Below are 22,350 nucleotides of genomic sequence, written 5' to 3' on the forward strand. Positions count from 1 at the left end.
ACCGAAATGGGAGCGGGATTCGGCACGGACGATGGCTTCCAGGTCGTGACGGACAGCTTCGAGCGGCCGTCGATCGAGGTCCAGGTTGCGCTCGACGCGCGCAAGGGGCGTGCATCGACGGCGGGCTTCGTTCGACTCGAGACCGTCGACATCGCTGCGGATGCCGATCTCGAAGCGACATTTGCACGGGAGATTGCGTGCAATCGCGAAGCGGCGGCTCAGCCGGGGGTCTTGGCGGCCGCCGTCAGCATCGAGCCGGCGCACTGGAAGGTGACGCGGGCGCACGTGTCGGAGCACGAGCCGGAGGACGGCGGCGCAGGCACCGTGTATCAGGTGCTGCATCTCCCGCGGCCGTTGCTGGAGACGCCCGAACGGAGCGAGTGCCGATGCGGTTGCCGCGCATCTGGCGGACGTGGTGGCGTCGATCGTCGCGCTCGCGACGCTGCTGGCGCTGGTGCTTCGATAGCGGAAGCAGCAGTCGGGCGCGCGAGTGCCCGGCGTACGGAAAGCGGAAGCGCCGCAACTGACGAGCGCGGCGCTTCCGATCACTTCCGCGGCTCAGCTCCCCTGCAGCCGGATATCGCGCGACGATGCGCCCACATACACCGTCCCGCCCGGCACGACCTTCCATCCGTTGCGCGACGTGTCCCACACGCTCTGCATCCGCGGCGACACGGTCACGCGTACGTGCCGCGCCTCACCCGGATTCAGCCGGATCTTTTCCCAGCCGACCAGCCGCTTCGGCGGTTCGTCCTTGTACGGCACGCCGAGATAGACCTGCGGCGTTTCCGCGCCGGCGACGCGGCCGTCATTGCGCACGGTAAACGCGACGCTCAACGAACCGTCGCGTTGCCGCGACACCGACAGGCCCGAATACGCGAAGTGCGTGTACGACAGCCCATAGCCGAATTCGAACATCGGCTTGATGTTGCGCGCGTCGTACCAGCGGTAGCCCATGTTCAGCTTCTCCGCGTAGACGGGATCGTTCTCGAACGCGCCGTTTTGCCCCCACGTCGGCGAATCCTGGTCGCGCGCCGGGAACGTGACGGGCAGCTTGCCGGACGGATTGACCGCGCCGAACAGCACGTTCGCGATGGCCTTGCCGCCGCCCTCGCCGGGATACCACGCCTCGACGATCGCCGACACGTTGTCCTTCCACGGCATCAGCACCGGATTGCCGCTCTGGACGACGACGATCGTGTGCGGATTCGCACGCGCGACGGCTTCGACGAGCGCATCCTGGTTCGACGGGTTCGCGAGGCTCAGGCTTTGCAGATCGCCGAAGTCCTCGCCGGCCGGCTGCGCGACCACGACGATCGCGACATCCGAGCGGCCCGCGAGCGCCGCGGCCTGGTCGATTTCCTGCTGCGTGTACGCGCGGAACGGCGACTGCTGGTCGCTGTTGCCCGCGAACGTGACCTGTGCCGCCGGCGCGAGCGCGCGGATCGCCGCGACGATCGGCACGTCGACCTTGAGCCACGGATTGCGCCACCAGCTGCAACCCGTCGACGACCCGAACGTCAGCCCGCCGCAGCCCGCGAACGAACCCGTCACCGGATCGCGCGTGTTGCCCGAGCCGCCGCCCGACAGCACGGCCGCGTCGGCATGGCCGCCGATCACGGCGATGCGCGACAACGCCGCGGCCGCCAGCGGCAACTGGTTGCCGTCGTTCTTCAGCAGTACGATAGACTGCTCGGCGACCCCCTGTGAGAACCGGTTCGCGGCCGCGAAATCGATCGCGCCGCCGCCCTTGGCCGGATCGTCCATCACACCGACGCGAATCATCACGGCCAGCTTGCGGCGCACCATGTCGTCGAGGCGCGCGGTCGACACGGAGCCGTTCGAGATTGCCTGCTTGACGGCGGCTGGCGTCAGGTAGACCGACGGGCCGACGTCTTCTTCCTCGTCGAGCCCGGCGTTGATCGCGGCCGCCGTGCTGTGCGTCGCGCCCCAGTCGGATTGCACCTGGCCCTGGAAGCCCCATTCGTTCTTCAGCACGTCGTTCAGCAGGTGATTGTTTTCGCAGGCGTACGTGCCGTTCAGGCGGTTGTAGCTGCACATCACGCTGCCGGGCTGCCCGCGTTTCGCGGCGATCTCGAACGGCAGCAGGTAGAGTTCGCGCAGCGTGCGCTCGTCGATCTGCGTGTTGCCGCCCATCCGGCCGTGCTCCTGTTCGTTGCCGGCATAGTGCTTGATGGTCGCGATGACCTTCTGCCGCTGCGTCGCGAGCGTGCGCTCCGCGAGCAGGTCGCCGGCGAGCAGCGGATCCTCGCCGAGATACTCGAACAGCCGGCCGCCGCGCGGCTCGCGCGCGAGGTTGGTGCCGCCGCCGAGACCCATGCCGAACCCTTGCGCGCGCAACTGAATCGCGACCTGCTTGCCGTAGTCGTACGACAGGCGGCGATCCCAGCTCGCGGCGACGGCGATCGTCGCGGGGAAGGTCGTGCTCGCGAGCGACGTGCTGCCGGAGCCGGTCGCCGAGTCGACCATGTTGAGATCGGGAATGCCGAGTCGGGGCACACCCTGGATGTAGCCGGCGCCGCCGCTCGGCACCTTCGACATTTCGTATTGCGAATGGATGAACTGCAGTTTCTCGTCGAGCGTCATCTTGCGCACGAGGAGGTCGGCGCGCCGCTGCACGGCGGAAGACGCGAACGCGTCGGCCGCGTCGCCCTGTGAATTGAAATCGGCGTTGCCTGCATAGGCGCTGGTGCAGAGGGTCGCTGCCAGCACGGCGGCCGGCCAGAGTGTGTCCCGCATGTTGCTCTCCATGATCGTATTGCTCGTTGTTCGGATGATGTCTGGAGCTGCGCACGCCCGGTGGATTCGCACCGGACGCATTCGGCTGGCGATGCAGGGTGGTTGCGCGTCGGCATGCCAGGCCAGGCGGGGAATCGTTACGGCCGGTTGGGCCCGATCGAACAACGCGGACGGCGACGCGGACCGTCCGACACTGCCGAATCGGATGTAGCGATTCTCTGCAGCGACCAATCGTACGAATGTAGTTTGACTACAGCATCGGTGTTTCTACCGATACGTATGATCTTTTTTCGATGCGATTGCTTGGCGTGGGGAAAAGACGGTCATCGTTCCCGATCCGGCGTGTGCGGCGGAGTAAGAAGTACCTGCGCGCGAGGGTCTGGCGGGGAGGTGGGTGCGGAGGTGCGTGCCCGCGCGATGCGGTTCGTTGCGCGCGCATCGAACGGAATGCCGTCGGATTCCGGCCGCCTCGGGGGGAATCGGGGTGGCACGAACGGTGCGCTAGCCGCGCCGCGCGACGGGACTGCCGGGCATCGGTATGCCGGCGCGATAGACGACGGTTGCAAGCGCCGCGGCGACGGCAGCCTCGGCCGTCAGCACGGCGGCGGCGGCGCCCACTTCGGCGAAGTACTTCGCGAGCACCGGCACGAGTACGATGTTCAGAATGCCCGATGACATGAGCACTCGCGTGAATTCGGACTTCATCCCGAGCGGCAGCATCGTCTGCACACCGAAGAGGTCGGTCATCCCGGCCATGAATGGAATGAAGGCCATCCACCGCAGAACCAGGACCGTCGGTTCGTACGAAGGCCCGTACAGGATGCGCACGGCGAGCGGCGCGCCGAAGAAGATCGCGAGCGAGATACCGAGCACCATCGCGACCTGCACGACGAACAGCTTGCGCAGGAAGGAAAACGCGTCGTTTCGCGCATGCCGCATCAGATAGCTGATGCGCGGATAGGTGGCAGCCTTCAGCGGCTGGAGCATGCTGAGCGCAGCGCGGATCAGCTTGTCGCCGGCGGCGAAATAGCCGGCCGCGACGTTGCCCGACACGAAGCCGAGCAGCACGGTGTTGGTCGACGCATAGAACGCGATCGACGTCGATGCGAGGAACACCTGCCAGCCGCCTTTCAGCGATTCGGCGATGTCGGCGAAACCGACGCGAACGAAGTCGATTTCGCGCTGGGCATACAGATAGACGGCCAGCACGAGCGCGGACAGCGTCGGGACGGCGGCGTTGACGATCATCGCGCGGTCGATGTCGGCCGGGCTGTGCACGAGCGCGAACATCGCGGGCAGGCTCAGGATGCGGCCGATGAACAGGATCACGCTCAGCGCGCGCAACTTCTCCATGCCCTGGAAATACCAGCCCGGCGTGAACGCCACGCCGGCCACCATCCCGAAGCCGATCAGCAGCAGGTCGCGGTCCTCGCCGAAGCGGCCGACGAGGACGATCAGCCCGACCAGCGCGATGAAACAGATCACCGCGATGCCGATCTGCGCATACAGCGTCGCCCAGAAGATGCGGGAGCGTTCTGCACGGTCGTCGCGGGCGAGCGCGATGCGCGGCGTGGCGGTCAGGTCGAAGCTGTAGCTCGTGCAGTTGGTGAGGTACGCGATGACCGCCAGCGAAAACGCGAGCTGCCCGTAGCCTTCCGGGCCGAGCGCATGCGTGAGCAACGGTGCGATCAGCAGCGGCACCGCATACATCGAAATCTGCAGCGTCAGCAGCAGCAGGAAATTCTTCTTGAGGTTTGACATTCGCTTGGTCGGCGCCGTGGGTGTCGCTGGGCGGCGGCGTGTGGGCCGCCATGCGCTCGCGCGGCCGGTCGGCGCTGACCCGGCTGCGTGGGTTCGCGGCCCGTTCCGGCTGGCGCCGGCTTCGTCCGGCGATGCCGGACACGGCCACATCGTATGGCGGTCATGATACGGGCCGAGCGGGACGACTGTGTTCGCGAGCCTACCTTTCGAGGATTCGGTACGCATGGGCGGCGCGAATCTCGACAGCGCGGGCCTCGTTGTATCGCTGCAGTGATGAATGCATTTGTAAGCTGGCGCACCGAAGAACGCTCGGGCCGAGTGCTCTAATCGAACGACTGTTTTGGTTCGTGGCGGAAAGGCTTGACGACGACTCAGGCCGGCAACCTGCCGTCCCCGGCAGCGGGACCAGGACAACGCATCGCGAAGGTCGAACAAGTCGCGCAGGGGCGCGGCGAAGGTCCGTTGCCAGAAGGCCGTGCCTGGTAGCGCAGTCACATGATCGTGGAGTGGCCGATTCCGGTTGAGCCGCCGGAACGCGCGTCCGCGTCCGATAACAAATACCGATCCGAGGAGTACCGATTGAAGCCGATAACGTTCGGCAGCTGCGTGGGGTGGCTGCACGAAGGACAGACGAAACAAGGGGTGATCCTGTGCGAATCGCTGGGTCACGAGGCTTCGTGGACGCACAAGCTCATGCGGGCGATCGCTGAGCGGCTGGCCCGCGAGGGCGTCACGGTATTGCGATTCAGCTATCCGTGCACCGGCGACTCGGCGGGCGACGATCGCGACGCCGGTCGGCATGCCGCGAGCATCGCCAGCATTCACGATGCGATCGACCTGCTGCGCGATCAGGCTGGCGTCACCGCGCTGACGCTGGTCGGGATCCGCGCAGGCGCGCTGTTCGCGATGCTGGCCGCCGCGGGTGTCGGCCCGCGCCCGGCGCCGCACGTCGACGCGGTGGTGGCGCTGGCACCGGTGGTGCGCGGCCGCGCCTACCTGCGCGAGCTGTCGTTCGTGCATCGCCAGTGGCTCGATACCACGTCGCCCGCAATTCGCGTCGCGCATCGCGACGAACCGTGCATGAACGTGCTCGGGCATCGCTTTCCTGCCGATTTCGTCGAGGCGCTGAAGGCGGTCGATCTGTGCGACGTCGTGCGCGACGCGCCGACGTTGCCCGGCGCGATGTTGCTGATCCAGCCCGAGCAGGGCGACGGGCCGGCATTGCGTGAAGCGTTGCTCGAGCGCGGCGTGGACGTGGCGAGCGATCCGTTCCGCGAATGGCCGACGACGATGCAGGACGGCACGCGCTCGCGCTTGCCGCTCGCGGCGATCGACACGCTCGCGAACTGGATCGCCGAACGCGCGCCGGGTAGGCCGACTGGCGTCGAGACCCCGTCGCGAGCGGATCCGACGTGGAATGGCGAATCGGCCGTCGCGCTCGACTTGCACGACATGACCGAGCAGGTCGTCGCGGTCGGTCCGGACCGGCTGGTCGGCGTGCTGTGCCGTCCCGCCGACACGCGGCCGGCGAATCCGGTGGGGCCGGCTGTCGTGATCGCGAACACGTCGACGAATCCGCGCAGCGGCGAAGGGCGCTTCAGCGTGCGCCTCGCGCGCACGCTGGCACGCGCCGGCGTGACGACGCTGCGGATCGATGTGCATGGCGTCGGCGATAGCGGGCCCGCTGCGCTGGACGATCAGTCGGGCGTCGTGTATTCGGCGCAGTCGAGCGACGACGTTGCCGCTGCAGCGGACTGGCTGCGCGCCCTCGGTCACCCGGAGGTCGCCGCGGCCGGCATTTGTTCCGGCGCCTATGCCGCATTGCATGCGGCCGTGAAGACGCCGTCGCTCGGCGGCGTGATCGCGATCAATCTTGCCCGCTTCGTCTGGCCGGCCGGGCTCTCGCTCGAGTCGGTGCAGAAGCAGCGGAACAACTCGGTGCGCGGCTACTGGCTGTCGGTGCGCGACTGGCAGAAGTGGAAGCGTCTTCTGCGGGAACGGCGCGACCTTCGGCCGATCGTGCGGGCAGTGGCCGCGAATGCGATCGCGCGGGTCAGCGTGCCGGCGAAGGAACTCGCCGCGCGCGTCGGCTGGAAGCCGGGCATCGGCACGCCGCGCGGCGTGATGCACGCGCTTGCGCAGCGCAACGTATGGACGACGCTGGTGTACGGCGCGCTCGATCCCGGCATCGACGATGTCCGGCGGCACTTCGGCGCAATCGAGTGCGCGTTCCGGCGCTCGCGTCACGTGCGTCTGCACCTCGAGCCGCAGGTCGACCATGCGGTGTACGGCGCGGTGGGCACGGACATCGTGATCGACCTGTGCATGCAGGCGCTGGGCCGCGACTCGGCCCGGCCGGTTGCGCGCGTCGCCGATCCGGCCGCACCCGACGCGGCCGCGCGATCGTACGCGAGCGTGTCGGTCGGCCGGTCGTGATGCGTGCTGCGTCGCACGCATCGGGCGCTTCGGGGTGCGATCCCCGTTACCTATGAAGATCGGCGTTCGGTGGGGTCCCTCACAGACGCGCCTTTCGCCGTGGTGTCCAATCCCGTATCGGTCATCGCCGGTCACGCCGCGGCATGACCGGCCGGGATGCGTCAGTCCGGATCGCCCGGTTGCTCATAGGGCGACTTTGCGTAGGGCGACTCGTACAACCTGTCGCTGCGCCATACGTCATCGGCGGGTGCGCTGACCACTTGCGGGCGATGCGGCCGCCCGGGCACGAGCGGCCGGCGCAGCATGCCACGGGCGCGCGTGTCGGGCTGGACGGTGGCGCTGGCGGCGGGACGCCCGAAGGCGGGCGTCGCGGCCCCGGAGGCGGTTGCAGCGGGATCGGCGGCGTCGCTTGTCGCGGCGGTTTGCGCGGAACGTTGCAGCGGTGCCGGCGGAAGCACCGCCGACGATGCGAACACCGGCACGTCGGCCGGGACGGCGGGCAACGTCTGCGCATTGACGGCGCACGCAATGCCGGCCGAGACGATGCAGACGAGTGACGAAAGCGACGAAGAGCAGTTCATGACGAATCGTACGGAATGACGTGCGGTGAAGAGGGAGGCGCGGCACCGCGATGCGAGCCGCGCCGGCAAGCGTAATGCCGGAACTCGCCGCGTTCGGCGGGTTACCACACAGTTTTGGAAGGGCACGATGTCAATCACTACGCAACCCGAATCGACGCCAGGGACGCCGCGGCCACGCGTGGCCGGCACCCGTCGCGCACCGTGGCTGTCGCGCATGGCGATCGTGGCGGCCGCGTGCGCGTTGAGCGCATGTGTGCTGTCGCCGGGCATGACGTATCGGGCGCCTGCCGACCGTGACGCGAATGCGCGCGTGAGCGCCGATGCGTCGGGCTCGGGCGGCCTCGACGGCGTGCAGAACGTGTCGAGCGAGGAGCTGATCGAAATCACGCCGGCATTCGTCGCGCAACAGCATGCCGGGCAGCATGCCAATGTCGACGCGGAAATCCGTCAGCTGTTCGGCAAGCCGAAGCCGTACGCGATCGGCCCCGGCGACGTGCTCGGCATCGTCGTGTGGGACCACCCCGAATTGAACCTGCCGACGACGCAGACGACGGGCGGCGGCGACGGTGTGGGTGCCAGTTCGGTTGCGACCGGCTACACGGTCGACGCCAACGGCAACGTGCAGTTCGCGTATGCGGGCCTCGTGCACGTGGCAGGGTTGACCGAGGCGCAGGCGCGCGCGCTGCTGACGAAGCGGCTCGGCGAATACGTGCGCAAGCCGCAGATCGCGCTGCGCGTGCAGACCTATCGCAGCAAGCGTGTCTATCTCGATGGCGAGGTGCGCACGCCGGGCCTGCAGATCGTCAACGACATGCCGATGACGCTGCCCGAGGCGATCGACCGCGCGGGCGGCTTCACCCCGACGGCCGACCGTTCGCAGGTCTCGGTCACGCGCGGCGACAGGACCGTGAACGTGAGCCTGCCGGCGCTGATCGCCGCGGGCGTCAACCCGTCGAACATCCTGCTGCGCGACGGCGATCTCGTGCGCGTGCGCGCGGCGAGCGACGCGAAGGTGTTCGTGCTCGGCGAGGTGTCGCGGCCCGCGACGCTGACGCTGACCGACGGCCGGATGAGCCTCGGCGAAGCACTCGGCGACACGGGCGGCGCGAGCCAGTACACGTCGGACGCGCGCCAGGTGTTCGTCGTGCGTCGCGGCCCGGACAACCGTCCGCGGGTGTACCACCTCGACGGCAGTTCGCCCGCGTCGTTCGCGCTGGCCGACCAGTTTCCGCTCGAGCGTCGCGACGTCGTGTTCGTCGATGCGTCGCCGCTGGTGCGCTGGAGCCGCGTCGTCAACCTGCTGATTCCGTCGTCCGCGCAGGGAGCGCTGACGGCCAAGGCGATTTCGCCGTGACACTCGTGACCCATTTCGTCATCGCGACCGCGCGTCGCGCCTACGGGACTGATGCCGTATGACTTCTTCGACCCTGCCCGACCCGCACAGCGGGCCCGCCCTGCGGCCGTCCTATCCGGTGCGCCGCTACTGGGGCATGCTCTACGGCGGCCGGCGCCTGATCCTCTGTACCGCGCTTGCGGGCGCGTTCATCGGCGCCGTGTATGCGCTGTGTGCGGCCCCCGTCTACCGGACCGACATCCTGTTCCAGGTCGAGCAAAGCCCGACCGACTCGAAATCGACGTCGCCGACCGGCGATCCGTCGTCGGTGTTCGACCTGAAGACGGACGCGTCGACCGAGATCGAAGTGCTGAAATCCCGCGCGGTGCTCGATCGCGCGATCGACAGCACCAATCTGGCCGTCGACGCACGGCCGCATTATCTGCCGCTGATCGGCTGGCGGTTCGTGAACGCGGCCGACGGGGTGTCGTCGCCGTTGCCGGGCGGCTACGTGTACGGCGCCGAGCGCATCGACGTGCCGACCTTCGACGTGCCCAAGCGCCTGCTCGGCAAGCGGTTCGCACTGACCGTCGGTGACGACGGCGCCTACACGCTGCAACGGACCGGCTGGTTCGGCCGAACCGGCCCGGCATGGCAGGGGCGCATCGGTCAGCCGCTGCATGTCGAGACGGCGCAGGGGCCACTCGACATCTTCGTTCGCGGCGTGGCCGGCAAGCCCGGCGCACGCTTCGACCTGACGCGCTACAGCGACGAGGAGGCGACGGCCTGGCTGCAGAAGAACGCGTTGATCTCGGAGCGCGGCAAGCAGTCGAACATGGTCGGCGTGACGCTCGACGGCACCGATCCCGTGCACGACAGCCGTGTGCTGAACGCGATCGGCGACGCGTACCTCGCGCAGAACACGCAGCGCAAGTCCGAGGCGGCCGACAAGCTGATCCGCTTCATGGACGCCCAGTTGCCGCAGCTCAAGGCGCAGCTCGAAAAGGCCGAAAGCCGCTTCAACGCATTCCGGGCCTCGCACGGGACGGTCAATACGAGCGACGAGGCGCTGGCGTTGCGCCAGCAGTCGGTCGACATCGAGACGCGCGTGCAGACGCTGCAGCAGCGGCGCGAGGAATTGCTGACGCGCTTCATGCCGAAGCATCCGGCCGTGGTGGCCGTCGATGCCCAGCTCTCCGACGCGCAGCGTTCGCTCGACACGACGCGCAAGCAGATTCAGCAATTGCCTGCCGTCGAACAGGGCGTGCTGCAGCTGCAGCGCGATGTGGCCGTCGACACCGCGCTGTACACGAACCTGCTCAATACGCGCCAGCAGATGATCCTCGCGCGGGCCAGCAAGACCGGCACCGTGCGGATCGTCGATACGGCGAAGGTCGCCGAGCAGCCGATCGGCCCGCATCGCGGCGTCGCCGTGATCGCCCTGCTGCTGGTGGGCCTGCTGGCAGGCGCGGCGATCGTGGTCGTCCGGCAGCGGATCGTCGGCACGATCGGCGATGCCGAGGAAATCGAATGGACGACGGGGCTGCCCGTGTTCGCGACCGTGCCGCACAGCCCGGTCGCGGCGCAAGCGGAGTTGCGCCCGAAGGCCGGACGGCGCGGCGCGCGCGCGCCGGTTCCGCCGGTTGCCGTGCAGGACGCGGCGCTCGAAAGCCTGCGCAATTTCCGCGCGGCGCTGCAACTGTCGATGCCGGACGCGTCGAATCCCGTCGTGCTGATCTCCGGGCCGATGACGGGTGTCGGCAAGTCGTTCGTCGCCGCGAATATCGCGTCGCTCGTCGGCGCGGCGAAGCGACGCGTCCTGCTGATCGATGCCGACCTGCGCAAGGGATCGCTGCACGAGCGGTTCCGCTACAGCCGCGCACCGGGCCTGTCCGACGTGGTGGCAGGCACCCACAGTCTCGACGAGGCGATCAAGCGCGGCGTCGTGCCGGGTCTCGATTTCATCGCGATGGGCAGCGTCGTGCCCGATCCGGGCGAACTGCTGCTGCAGCCCGCGCTCGCCGAACTGATCGAGCAGCTCGCATCGCGCTACGACATGGTCGTGATCGACGGACCGCCGTTGCTGCCGGTGGCCGATGCGCTGGTGCTGGGCCGCCTCGCGGGAACCGTGTTCCTCGTCGCGCGCAGCGGCGTGACTACGCTCGCCGAGCTCGACGAAAGCGCGCGACGGCTCGAACACGCGCATATCGCCGTGCGCGGTGTGGTCCTGAACGATTACAAAGGCGCGCCGGGACCGTACGACTACGGTTATACGGATACGAACACGCATCAGGCCGCGTCCGGGTACGCGGGGGTGATCGCGCCGCGGCAACGGGTGGAACGGGTGTCATGAACCGGCGAGCGGGCGGCGCAGGGGGTGGGCCGCGACAGCGCCCCGCGACGATGCGCAGGATGGCGCGCGTGCGCGATGCCGCGGGCGGCTATACGGGCTATTGGTGGGAAGATCCGGCGCGCCTCGTGCTGATGTTCATCCTGCCGTTGTACGGATTGCTGTCGCTCAGCTTGCTGGGAGATCAGAAGTCGATCGCGCGGATCTACTTCGACGGCTACTACACGTTCGTCGGCGCGCTGTTCCTGATGGTGGTGATGGCAGCGGCATGGCTCGCGACGACCGAAGCGCGCACGCGGCGAGGGCCGCCGCCTGCCGCCGTCGAACTGTCGCCTCGCGTGCTCGATTTCGTGTTCGCTCTTGCGCTGTTCGGCTATGCCTTGCTGCTGAGCGGTATCGTCACGCATCCTGCACTGCTGGTCGCGTTCGTCCGGGGTGAAGCGAATGCATATGACATGCTTGATCTGAAAGGGCGCATCACGGGCCTCAGCACGTTCACGCAGGCGACCGCACCGTACGTTGTCCTGTATTTCTATGTGTTCAGGAAACCGGTAAAGGGGCTGAATCGCTACAAGATCTACTTTGCCGTGCTCGCGGTGCTGACGCTGCTGCGCAGCTTCATCTTCGCCGAGCGGCTTGCGCTGATCGAAATGGTGATGCCGCTTGCGCTCATGGTCGTGCGATTCCGGCTCGGCGGCAGGTATTCGCGGTTGTTGACGTTCGGCCCGTATGCGGCGATCCCGCTGCTGTTCGGGCTGTTCATCGCGAACGAGTACAACCGGTCGTGGGAAGCCTATTACGTCAACATCTACGACAACCTGTTCGATTTCGCGCTCGAACGGCTCGGCCTGTATTACTCGACGTCGTTGAACAACGGCGCGGGAATACTGAGTGTGCTGGGCTGGGACCAGGGCCACCCGATGTTCACGTTCGATTGGTTGCTGCGCTTCCCCGTCATCGGCGCGACGTTGCAGCCGTGGCTCGACTCGGGAGACAGCATCAACCTGTTCCTGAACGGCTACGCCGATCCGGAGTTCAATAATCCGTCGGGGATTTTCGTCCACTTCTACGAGTGGGGCTGGTTCGGCTTGCTCGACGCACTCGTGCTCGGGTGGGTGGTCGGTCGAAGTTATGCGGGCTGGCGGAGCGGGAACGGGTTCTGGTGCTGCGCACACGCGGTACTGTTCGTGTCGGTCATGGAAATCATGCGGACCCCGAACCTGTTCAGCGGACGGAATTTCGTTCCGGTCGTACTGCTGATCGCCGTATTCCACTGGTTCGCCAAGGTTCGGGCACGCGAGAATCGCGCCGCGGACATCGATCCAGTGTTGTCGCGATAACAGCGAGGGTCGTGCGGTACGGGGCATGCGACCACTTTGTAGATTGCCGGGTCCCAAAACCAATATTTCCCGGAGCCACCACTTTTCATGGCTATTCACAAGCAGAAGTTTGAAATTCTGGACGGATTGCGCGGCATTGCGGCAATCAGCGTGATGTTCATGCATTTCCTTCAGGACCTGCCGATTCCGATACTGCAGAGCGCGTATCTTTCGGTGGACGTTTTTTTCATGCTGAGTGGATTCATCCTGACGCAGGCTTACGGCGAAAGACTGCGTCAGGAATCGTGGTGGGGCGAGTATTTGAAGCGACGAGTGATACGCCTGTATCCGATGATATGCATCGGGCTCACGATCGGACTCGTGAGCCTCGTCGTCATGCGTATCCACTCGTCGGCGGCGTATTCGTTGGGTAATCTGGCGGCAGCTTCCGGGCAGAACTATTTTCTCGTTCCGTATCTTGGTCGTTTCTCCGTGTCGGGCTTCGTCGGCGCGGCGAATCACGGCTTGCCGGCAGTCGATGACCCAGGGGTGTTTCCTCTGAATCCGCCTGCATGGTCGCTGTTCTTCGAGCTGTTCGCGAGTGTCGTCCTGATCGCGGCGTTCAGGATGAATGCGCGGAATCTGCTGCGACTGGCGTATGCATGTCTCGGCGCTTTCGTCGTGTATGGGTGGCTCGTGGGCCTCGACAACGACAAGCTGACCGTCATCCTGAATCAGGGGTGGTCGGCCGATAACTTCATCGGCGGATTCTTCAGGGTCGGCTACGGGTTCCTGCTTGGCGTTGCGATCGGGAAGATGCACGACGCCGGTCTCCCGGTCAGGCCGCACTGGTTTGTCGCCGGGCTCGTCAGGAACGACTACATGCTGTTTGTCGCTTTCCTGCTGATGGTCGTGTTTCCGACGTCGATCAAGGGAATCTACGCGCTTGCCGTGCTGTTGTTTATCGCGCCTGCGCTGGTTTATCGGGGCGCCATGCTGGCTCCGAGCGGCAAGGTGATTGCACGTATCAGTGCATTCCTCGGCTGGATCTCGTACCCGCTCTATTGCGTGCATTATCCGATCGGAAGGCTGGTGTTCGCGTATGCCCCGCATGGCGACATCCACGTTGTCAGAACGGCGATTCTTGCCGCGGGCGTTTCGATCGTCGCCGCTGCCGTCCTCGCGAAATTCGTCGAGGAGCCGATCAGGTCGTATCTCGGCAAGCGCCTGTTCGGAAATCGACGGGCCGCGGCCGGCAGCACGGTCAACGTTGCGTAACTGCGCCGATTTGCCGAGCATGCCGGCCACCGGTGGCGCGACTGCGTGAAACTGCGCGTCTCGGCCGGGGCGCCGGGCATCGCATGAGGGCAGGGCGTGTCGATCCGTTCCTTTCCCGATGACCACACGCCGCGATCGCCCTACAGTGAATCGAAGATCTCCTTCATCATCTCGGCACTTCGGCTCCAGCGATATTTTTCCGCGTGCAGGCTTCCTTTACGTTTGAGCTCGGCCCTGAGCTCAGCGGAATCGAGCAGGCTCCGCAACTTCTGCGCGATATCGTCCTGCGAATACGGATCGCAGTACAGCGCCGCATCGGCACAGACTTCCGGCAGTGCGGCCGATTGACCGACGACCGCCGGACAGCCATATCGCATCGCCTCCAGCGGCGGTATGCCGAAGCCTTCATAGATCGACGGGTAAAGGAAGCAAGCCGCGTTCTGGTATAGCGCCTTCAGTTGCTCGTCGCTGATGTAGCCCACGTACTTGATGTTCGGTTCGGCCGCCGAGAGATGATCCTGCTTGCCGAACACGGTGGTGTTTTGCATACCGACGATCACGAGATCGACGGACGGATCGTTGATCTGCCGGAACGCCGCGATCAGCCGGCCGAAGTTCTTGGTAGGGTTCATGCTGCTGACCGCGAGCACGAACCGGTCCGGCGTCAGCGCGTGCTTGTCGAGCACGCTCGTGTCCGGTTCCAGGGCATCGAGATGGTCCGCACCAAGTGGCACGACGCTGATCTTGTCGGCGGAAACGCCGCAGTGATGCGCGAGGCGATCCCGCGAGAAACTGGAGTTGGTCAGCACGCAAACGGAGGTTCGCGCGAGAATCCAGAACATGATTCGGTACCACATGCGAAACGGCCGGGAGAAATGCGCGGGCGTGTCGAACACCGCCGCGTCGTGCATGTAGATGATCTGGTTACCGATGAAAATGGATGCCGAATTGCTGAGATTGACGATGCAGCCGCGGCGTGCGAACAACGGGAGAACCAGTTGCTCCCAGACCACGCCCTTGTAAAACCCCACCTTGACCGTCTTCGCGCCGCTTATCTCGACGCCGGGCTGCGGCGGCACCAGCACGGTCACCGGCTCCTGCGGCTGAAACTTGATCAGTGCGGCGATCAGTTCGCGCGCGACGCGTTGCACGCCGGTTGTTTTCTGCGTCGTGAATCGTCCGTTGTATACGAGTTGCTTCGATTTCTTGAAAGCGGTCATGTCGATAAGGGAATGTCGAAATCGGAATCAGGCTTTGACGTGATCCGGTACAACCGGCTTGAAGTCGCGCGTGTCGACACGCGGCTCGTCGGTGTCGAGTCCGTAAAGACCGCGCCACTGACGGAAGATCGCGTTCATCGAAAATCGCTGAATCGCCCGCTGCCGGGCAGCCGCACCCATTTCCTCGCGAAGCTGCCGGTCGTCGCGGAGCAGGCGCAGATATGCGGTCATCTCGTCGGCGTTCGACGCGACGTAGCCGGTCACGCCGTGAATCACCACGTCGCGATTGCCCACGACGTCCGTCACCACGGCCGGTATGCCGGCGACCTGCGCTTCGATCAGCGCGACCGGCATGCCTTCCCAGCGGGAAGTCTGGACGTAGATGTCCAGTTCCGATGTCAGCGCGAGCGCACGAGCGCGAGTTACCCAGCCGCTGCAGACGACGGCGCGGCGCTGGACGGGATCCGGAATCTCGGCGGCGTCGCCGCCGATCCAGAGAAACTCGACGTCCGCGCCATGCAGCTCGTCGGCGAGGCGCACGAATGCTTCATGATTCTTCTGGAACGACGCCCGACCGCTCATCCCGATGACGACCTTGTGATCGTCGCGCGTTCGACGCGGTGGAATCTCCGCCGCATTCACGCCGTTTTCCACCAGGACCGCCGACTTCGCCCGGACCTTTTCCCTGATCTCGGCGAGTTCGCTGCCCGAGCACGCGACGATGGTTCCGCCGATATGCGCCGCGATGCGTTCGAAGTTCAGGTAGGCGTACTGCTTCATGCGCGATACGTCGCGGCGCAGGAACGAGAGTCCGTGCGGCGAGTAGAGGACCCTCGCATCCGGGGCGGCGATCCGGGCAGCGACTCGCCCCAGTACGCCGGCCTTCGACGAGTGCAGATGAATCGCGGTCGGCTTGCAGTCGCGCAGGTTGCGGACCAGCGAACGCAAGCTCCGCAGGTCCTGTTTGATGCTCACCTCGCGCGCCATGTCGACGTATGTGAGCTTCACGTCGGGCAGGAACAGCGTTGAAAAATCGGTCGGGGTTTCCGGTCGGATCGAATGCAGCACCGTCACGTCGACACCGGTTGCCGCGGCATGGTTCGCGAGATGGGTCAGCATCGACAGCACGCCGCCGCCAAATGCCTCGGCAATATGAACGATCTTTTCTTTGGTCATCTTCGGGTCCAGCGATCCGATCGCACATTCATCGCCCATCGTGACGATGAGCAGCCTGAACATCGTGCGGTCTCGGTGTCCGGTTCGTTAAACTATGCATTCCTGATTGTTAAATGCATGGCAGTCTTGGCCATTGGATCCTGCTGTCGCGGTCGCATGTGTGAGCTGGCGAGGCGGCCCGGTGATTCCAGCCGATGCAATATCGGGTAGACGTTGCCGGCGCGCACCGAACACGATGCAGCACGAAGCATCCATGTCGCGTTCTACGTGGCGGCTAGATTCCTCGGAACATCGGATGCCGGCGTTCGACTACGACGACTGGAGACGAGAACGTGGCGAAATCCGGTCAGTGCGCGTGAATCCACTGGTCCGGATCATTGTGCAGCGCATGCGCGACCCACTGGGTGCGATGGCTTACCGAAGGCGCGATTCGGCGCCGGAAGCGCTGGTCCCGCGCTGCTATCGAGCGTCGGCGCGACGACCGGATGACTTGCGCACACGTGCGAGAGGGTTGGAGATGTAGTGAATCGCGCGGTTGCTGAGCGTTACTGACGGCAGCAGGCACGCGAGTGACAGCCCGGCGACGGCCACCTTCTTGGCAGGACCCCAGAACGGATTGCGGAGCACGGTTTGCCAGTAGCGCCCGGATTCACACAGGAACCAGCGCCAGCGCCGCACGAGCGGCGCGTGATATAGGGTGCTGGCGAAGCGGGCCTTTTCGATCGCGAAGTCGAGCGGCGCGACCGGTAACGCTTCGTGCAGCCGCGTGCCGGCGATCATGCGCAGCGTCGACCACCGGCGTTCGGCCTTCTGCGCGCCTGTCGCGGCGTCTTCCGAATTGGTGAGGGCAAGGGCTGGCGTGCCGTCGGCCGGGCGCGTATCCGGCTGCTGATGCACGCGATAGCCGCCGAGCGTTGCATCGATCATGTGCACGTTGCCGAGCAACGCGATACCGTAGATCGCGTAGAAGTCTGCGCCATGCAGGTTGTCCGGGGTGACGGGCACCGGAAAGATGCGCTTGAGCGCATCGACCCGATATGCGTTGCCCGATGCTGGCGGCGACGGGTACAGCCAGCCCGCGCGCAGCAGGCGGCCGCAATCGGTGTCGACGGCTGACTGCGGCACGCTCGCCCCGGTCATCGCACCGTCCCGTGCGATCACGTCGAGCCGGAAATGCACCTTCACGAAGTCGCCGGACGCGAACGCTGCGAGCACGCGGATCGCGGCGTCGTCATAGAGCAGGTCGTCCGCGTCGAGCAGAATGACGTAGCGCGTCGTGACGTGCTCGAGCGCGCGGTTGTATGCGGCGACCTGACCGCGATTCTCCTGAAACACCGCCGTCACGCGCTTGCCGTACGAGCGAATGATGTCGCACGAATCGTCGGTGGAACCGTCGTCGACAACCAGCACGCGTACATCGTGCGCGGTCTGTGCGAGCGCCGAATCGATCGCGTCGCGCAGGTACGCGCCATGATTGTAGTTGCAGATTGCGATGGTCAGGTCGGTCATGAACGGGTGCTGAACGAGCGAAGGGCGGGCGATCCGGGTGCGGCGCGCGTGGTGCTCTCCCGGGCGCACTGCACGTCGGGACCACGACGCCGGATCGGGTGCGGCCGGTGCCTTTGGGCGATGCCGTAGCACGGTCGCGTCGCGTGATGGCCATGATACTCGTCGTCGATCGGCAGTCGGTTCGCGAGCCTACCGTTCTGCGATTCGCTTCAAGGGAAGCGCGATGGTCAACGGCACGCGAGATCGCGCCGCGAGAGCAGGGTGCATTGGTCTGTTGACGCACCGAAACCCGGCTGTTTCGAATGGTCTAATCGAACGTATCTTATCGCCCGCTTTTGGCGGTATCACGGGCAGGCAACCAGGCCGGCATGCCAGCCGACGCGCACGAAGTCATTCGAGGGAGCAGATTCGATATGCGTAGATCGCAAAGCCCGTTTCTCGCATGCGCGGCGATCGCCGGCATGTGCATGGCAGGCGGCCCGGCGTGGCCGGGTAGTGCCGTGGCAGCAGTCGGTACGCCCGCACCGGGCGCGCTTCATGCGAACGTACCGGATGCGTACGTTCGTCCCGCCGCGGACGCGGGGGATCAGACCGACACGCTGCAACGCGCGCTGGACGCGTTGCAGCCGGGCCAGCGACTGATATTCGCGCCGGGGCGGTACGTGATCGGCCGCTCGCTGGTCGTGCGGCAGCCGAATGTGGTGTTGTCGGGCTACGGCGCGACGCTGATCGCGACAACCCCCGACGACCAGACGATCGAGATGCGCGGCGACGGTACGACACTCGTCGGCTTCCGGCTCGCGGGAACCGGCACGACGCGGCTCACGACGCCCGCGTCGACGAAGGTCGAGGTAACGGGGCGCGGCGTGCAGGTGCTCGACAACGTGGTCGACGGCGGCGCCGGCGCCGGCATCTTCGTGTTCGGCGGCGCGGACGTCGCGATCGTCGGCAACGAGGTGCTGTCGACGCTGGCGGACGGCATTCACATGACGCACGGCTCGCACAACGTGCTCGTGCAAGGCAACGTCGTGCGCGGCACCGGCGACGACATGATCGCCGTGGTGAGTTACCTGGCGGAAGGCGTGCTGACGCGTAACGTGCTGATTACCGGCAACTCGCTGGAGGGCAATCCGTGGGGCCGGGGCATCACGGTGGTCGGCGGTGCGAACGTCACCATCTCGAACAACATCGTGCGCAACGTGCAGGTGAGCTCGGGGATTCTCGTCGCGCAGGAAGACAGCAACCGCACCGCCGGCTCGTCCGACATCCGCATCGAGCGCAACTCGATCGCGGATATCCAGACCGCGACGGGGCGGCCCGATCCGCGCCCGATCACACAGCAGGCGGCGATCGAGGTCAGCACGTGGTCGGGTTCGGTGTCGCGCGTGACCGTGATCGGCAACCGCGTATCGCACGCGCGATTCGACGGCATTCGTCTGTGGGGAAACGTGTCCGGCGTACGTATTGCGGATAACCAACTGTCAGAGATCGGCGGAATGCCGGTCCGGATCGACCCTGCGCACGATTGCGCGGCCGGCCGGGCGGCGAAGGCATCGGGAGGGCGAGCGAAGGGCACGCCGTGTGCGGCCGCGCTTCAGTCACTGTCGGCCGCGGGTGACGCGGTCGGCGCGGATACGTCGTTGTTGCCGCGCGTGCGCGAGTCCGTCAGGCAGGCACGCTGGTCGCAAGGCGGAATCGACTGATGGTGCGTCGCGTGGGCCGCCGGTTTGCGGCGGCACGCGGTGAACGGACCGCCGCCGCTTGCTCGCGCGGCGGCGCCCGTCATCGTCGAGCGCGCCGCCGCGATCCGCACGCGCCTACCGGATGACGCCGCGTTCCGCGACTTCCTCGTCCGGTTCGCGTGAGGCGAGCGACGCGCGCTGCGGCGCGGTCTCGACAACCGGCCGCCCATACAGATCGTCGAACCGCACGATATCGTCTTCGCCGAGATAGTCGCCCGACTGCACCTCGATGATCTCGAGCGGAATCCGGCCGGGATTCTCGAGACGGTGGACCTCGCCGACGGCGATGTAGGTCGATTCGTTCTCGCTGAGCAGAAAGGTTTCGTCGCCGCGCGTGACCTTCGCGGTACCGCGCACGACGATCCAGTGCTCGGCACGGTGATAGTGCATCTGCAGCGACAGCCGCTTGCCGGGCTCGACCACGATCCGCTTCACCTGGAACCGCTCGCCGAGGTCGATCGAATCGTAGTGTCCCCACGGCCGCTGCACCTTGCGGTGTTCGCTTGCCTGCGGGCGCTGCTCGGTCTTCAGGCGCGCGACGATGTTCTTCACGCGCTGCACGTCGTGCTTGTTCGCGACCAGCACCGCATCGGGCGTCTCGATCACGACGACGTCCTTCATCCCGACGCACGCGATCAGCCGGCCTTCCGAGCGCACGAAACTGTCCTGCGTATCCTCGAACACGATCGGGCCGCGCGCGACATTGCCCTGATCGTCCTTCGGCATGATTTCCCAGATCGCATCCCAGGTGCCGACGTCCGACCAGCCCGCGGAAAGCGGGACCACGATGCCTTCGATGCAGAGTTCGGGGCTCTGCGCGAGGCGTTCCATGACCGCATAGTCGATCGAGTCGGACGGACAGGCGTCGAAAGCCGCCGCGTCGATTCGGAAGAACGGGTCCTCGGCGGTGCCGGCGCGCCATGCCGCGTCGCAGGCCGCATGGATGTCGGGTGCGAGTGCGCCGATCGCCTTCAGCCAGATCGATGCGCGCGTGATGAAAATTCCGCTGTTCCACCAATAATCGCCCGATTGCAGGTAGCGTTCGGCGAGGGCGGCGTTCGGTTTCTCGACGAACCGCCCGATTGCATAGCCGCCTTGTCCGCCGAGGCGCCCGGCGCGCGGTTCGCCGACCTGGATGTACCCGTAGCCGGTTTCCGCGCGGCGCGGCAGCACGCCGAGGGTGACGATCGCGCCTTCCTGTGCGTAGCGCGCCGCGCGTCCGATCGTTTCCTGGAATGCGGCGACGTCGCCGATCACATGATCGGCCGGCATGACCACGAGGATGGGGTCGTCCGCAAGCGCGCTGGCGTCGAGCGCCGCGAGCGTCAGCGCAGGTGCCGTGTTGCGCGCGGCCGGTTCGAGCAGGATACGGGGAGGCGCCGAGCGCCCGAGCACCTGAGCGGCGCTCATGATGCGATGCTGTTCGCCGCATACCAAGAGCAGTGTGTCGCCGAGTGCCGCGTTCGCGATGCCGTTCAGGCGGCGCGCGGTCGACGACAGCGGCGATTCGTTCGAGGTCAGCTCGATCAACTGCTTCGGATACTGCTCTCGTGACAACGGCCAGAGGCGCGTGCCCGAACCGCCGGCGAGAATGACGGGCAGGATGCAGGGCAGCTCCGGTTCGGGAACCGGGCGAAGGGTGGCGCTCATCGATTGACTCCGGTATCGGCGGACAGCCGGTTGTGTGCGCAGCCGTCGACGCGCGCATCCTCGTCCCGCGATCGCGTCGCGGAGAGGCTCCGCGACAGGAGCTGGCGCAGCGCGCCGGCGGCGCGGCCTGCCGGCCGGACGAGACCGACGAACGGCGCACCCTGTTCCAGATAGGGGCCGTAAGCCTTGCGGAATCCGAAACGCTTGTAGAAAGCCTGGCGCTGTGCGGGCACGTGCGTGCGCACGGACACGTCGGGCCATGCGGCTTGCGCGGCCGTGAGCGCGCGCTGCATAAGTTGCTCGAGGGTGCGGTCGTCGCGACATGCCTCGCTCGTCAGTACCTTGTCGATCACGACGTCCGGATCCGCGTCGTCGCCGGGGAGCACGCGCGCGTAGGCGACGACTTCCGTCGTGTCGCCCCTGTGCATGCACGCGAACACGTGCAGCGCATGCGCATCCTTGCCGTCGATGTCGAGATGCGTGTGCGCGTCCTCGACCACCAGCACCGCGTTTCGCGAGCGCAGGATTGCGTAGAGATCGATGGCGCTCAGATGTTCGAATTCACAACAATGCCATTCCATGATGCTGTCCTCGTGTGAAGCCTTCAGCACGCCGGGCCGCATGAACGCGTTCGTTGCGTGCGGCCCGACGATATCCATGATGCGGATGCGGCGCGCGGCGGTCTGTTCGAAAGCGTACTCACGCTCCCGTTACTCCTGTTTCGCGGGGCCGATGCCGGCTGCGCAAGGCGTGCCGCGAACGGGGCAATGTGCGGTAGCACACGGTGGCCGTATGGCGGTTTTCCCATAATTGACGCATCGCGACGGCCCGCTGCGAAACGCGCAGCGAGGTCGTCCACATCGAACGAAATTGAAGGACCGGGGGCCTTGCTTGAAGATTGAGATCGTTCATGGCGGTCAGGTCGCGCATCGCGATCGGCTGTCGCTCGCACACCACCGTCTACCGCATCGCCGATTTCCTCGCGGTGCGCGCATCCTTCATCTGGCCGCGATCATTTCGCCGCGCCGGCCAACACGCGCATACTTGCCATTCCGCGCTGCCCAACTCTTTTGGCGCTGCGCGCGGGCTTGCGCCAGCGCCGAACCTGTCGCATCGGCATGCCGGCAGCGACCGGAGATGGCGCGACAGGCATGGACCTCATGCTGCATCGCGACAGGAGACGGACGATCCGGCCGGCCGCTTCGTTACGATGTTGTAACGGGCGCGCCCGGTTC

Annotated in this window: 15 protein-coding genes and 1 pseudogene; 8 read left to right on the forward strand and 8 right to left on the reverse strand. The window is 66.2% G+C overall.

The window, feature by feature from the left end; translation table 11 throughout:
- Positions 1-6 precede the first annotated feature (6 nt).
- A pseudogene (locus DIE11_RS11250) lies at positions 7-333 on the forward strand (DUF4865 family protein); the annotation flags it as partial.
- 225 nt (positions 334-558) lie between these two features.
- Here the strand turns inward: DIE11_RS11250 and DIE11_RS11255 are convergent.
- Both DIE11_RS11255 and DIE11_RS11260 read right to left on the reverse strand, forming a co-directional pair.
- Entirely contained in the window at positions 559-2,760 is a 2,202-nt protein-coding gene (locus tag DIE11_RS11255) for a glycoside hydrolase family 3 C-terminal domain-containing protein (RefSeq protein ID WP_124623627.1), read from the reverse strand.
- 501 nt (positions 2,761-3,261) lie between these two features.
- Entirely contained in the window at positions 3,262-4,521 is a 1,260-nt protein-coding gene (locus DIE11_RS11260; protein WP_059599254.1) for an oligosaccharide flippase family protein, read from the reverse strand.
- Positions 4,522-5,100: 579 nt separating this feature from the next.
- On the opposite strand from DIE11_RS11260, the gene DIE11_RS11265 reads away from it, so the two are divergent.
- A complete protein-coding gene (locus DIE11_RS11265; RefSeq protein WP_124623630.1) occupies positions 5,101-6,957 on the forward strand; it encodes a serine aminopeptidase domain-containing protein in 1,857 nt (618 codons plus the stop codon).
- Between the two features lie 161 nt (positions 6,958-7,118).
- Here the strand turns inward: DIE11_RS11265 and DIE11_RS11270 are convergent, their stop codons facing one another.
- Entirely contained in the window at positions 7,119-7,538 is a 420-nt protein-coding gene (locus DIE11_RS11270; protein WP_124623633.1) for a hypothetical protein, read from the reverse strand.
- Positions 7,539-7,665: 127 nt separating this feature from the next.
- Between DIE11_RS11270 and DIE11_RS11275 the strand changes: the two genes are divergently transcribed.
- From DIE11_RS11275 to DIE11_RS11290, 4 genes are all read left to right on the forward strand, one after another.
- Positions 7,666-8,892, forward strand: a complete 1,227-nt coding sequence (locus DIE11_RS11275; RefSeq protein ID WP_124623635.1) for a polysaccharide biosynthesis/export family protein — start codon at positions 7,666-7,668, stop codon at positions 8,890-8,892.
- Positions 8,893-8,950: 58 nt separating this feature from the next.
- A complete protein-coding gene (locus DIE11_RS11280) occupies positions 8,951-11,224 on the forward strand; it encodes a polysaccharide biosynthesis tyrosine autokinase (protein ID WP_124623638.1) in 2,274 nt (757 codons plus the stop codon).
- Entirely contained in the window at positions 11,221-12,561 is a 1,341-nt protein-coding gene (locus DIE11_RS11285) for an oligosaccharide repeat unit polymerase (RefSeq protein ID WP_124623641.1), read from the forward strand. The genes DIE11_RS11280 and DIE11_RS11285 overlap by 4 nt, the downstream gene beginning before the upstream one ends.
- Before the next feature lie 87 nt (positions 12,562-12,648).
- Positions 12,649-13,818, forward strand: a complete 1,170-nt coding sequence (locus DIE11_RS11290) for an acyltransferase (protein ID WP_124623643.1) — start codon at positions 12,649-12,651, stop codon at positions 13,816-13,818.
- 140 nt (positions 13,819-13,958) lie between these two features.
- Here the strand turns inward: DIE11_RS11290 and DIE11_RS11295 are convergent, their stop codons facing one another.
- From DIE11_RS11295 to DIE11_RS11305, 3 genes are all read right to left on the reverse strand, one after another.
- A complete protein-coding gene (locus DIE11_RS11295) occupies positions 13,959-15,038 on the reverse strand; it encodes a glycosyltransferase family 1 protein (protein ID WP_124623646.1) in 1,080 nt (359 codons plus the stop codon).
- Positions 15,039-15,065: 27 nt separating this feature from the next.
- Entirely contained in the window at positions 15,066-16,214 is a 1,149-nt protein-coding gene (locus DIE11_RS11300; RefSeq protein ID WP_124624129.1) for a glycosyltransferase, read from the reverse strand.
- A 459-nt stretch (positions 16,215-16,673) separates the two neighbouring features.
- On the reverse strand, positions 16,674-17,723 hold the full coding sequence (locus tag DIE11_RS11305; RefSeq protein WP_124623649.1) for a glycosyltransferase family 2 protein: 1,050 nt from the start codon (positions 17,721-17,723) through the stop codon (positions 16,674-16,676).
- A 413-nt stretch (positions 17,724-18,136) separates the two neighbouring features.
- On the opposite strand from DIE11_RS11305, the gene DIE11_RS11310 reads away from it, so the two are divergent.
- Positions 18,137-19,426, forward strand: coding sequence for a nitrous oxide reductase family maturation protein NosD (locus DIE11_RS11310; protein WP_124623651.1), 1,290 nt, complete (start codon positions 18,137-18,139; stop codon positions 19,424-19,426).
- Between the two features lie 114 nt (positions 19,427-19,540).
- Here DIE11_RS11310 and DIE11_RS11315 read toward each other — a convergent pair whose 3' ends face one another.
- Both DIE11_RS11315 and DIE11_RS11320 read right to left on the reverse strand, forming a co-directional pair.
- Positions 19,541-21,115, reverse strand: coding sequence for a mannose-1-phosphate guanylyltransferase/mannose-6-phosphate isomerase (locus DIE11_RS11315; RefSeq protein WP_124623654.1), 1,575 nt, complete (start codon positions 21,113-21,115; stop codon positions 19,541-19,543).
- Positions 21,112-21,696, reverse strand: a complete 585-nt coding sequence (locus DIE11_RS11320) for a drug:proton antiporter (protein WP_124624132.1) — start codon at positions 21,694-21,696, stop codon at positions 21,112-21,114. Before DIE11_RS11320 ends, DIE11_RS11315 begins: the two co-directional genes overlap by 4 nt.
- Positions 21,697-22,025: 329 nt before the next feature.
- On the opposite strand from DIE11_RS11320, the gene DIE11_RS11325 reads away from it, so the two are divergent.
- A complete protein-coding gene (locus tag DIE11_RS11325) occupies positions 22,026-22,334 on the forward strand; it encodes a hypothetical protein (protein WP_124623657.1) in 309 nt (102 codons plus the stop codon).
- The last annotated feature ends 16 nt before the right edge of the window (positions 22,335-22,350 follow it).

The sequence above is a fragment of the Burkholderia sp. Bp9012 genome (genome assembly GCF_003853825.1).
Classification (GTDB): domain Bacteria; phylum Pseudomonadota; class Gammaproteobacteria; order Burkholderiales; family Burkholderiaceae; genus Burkholderia; species Burkholderia diffusa.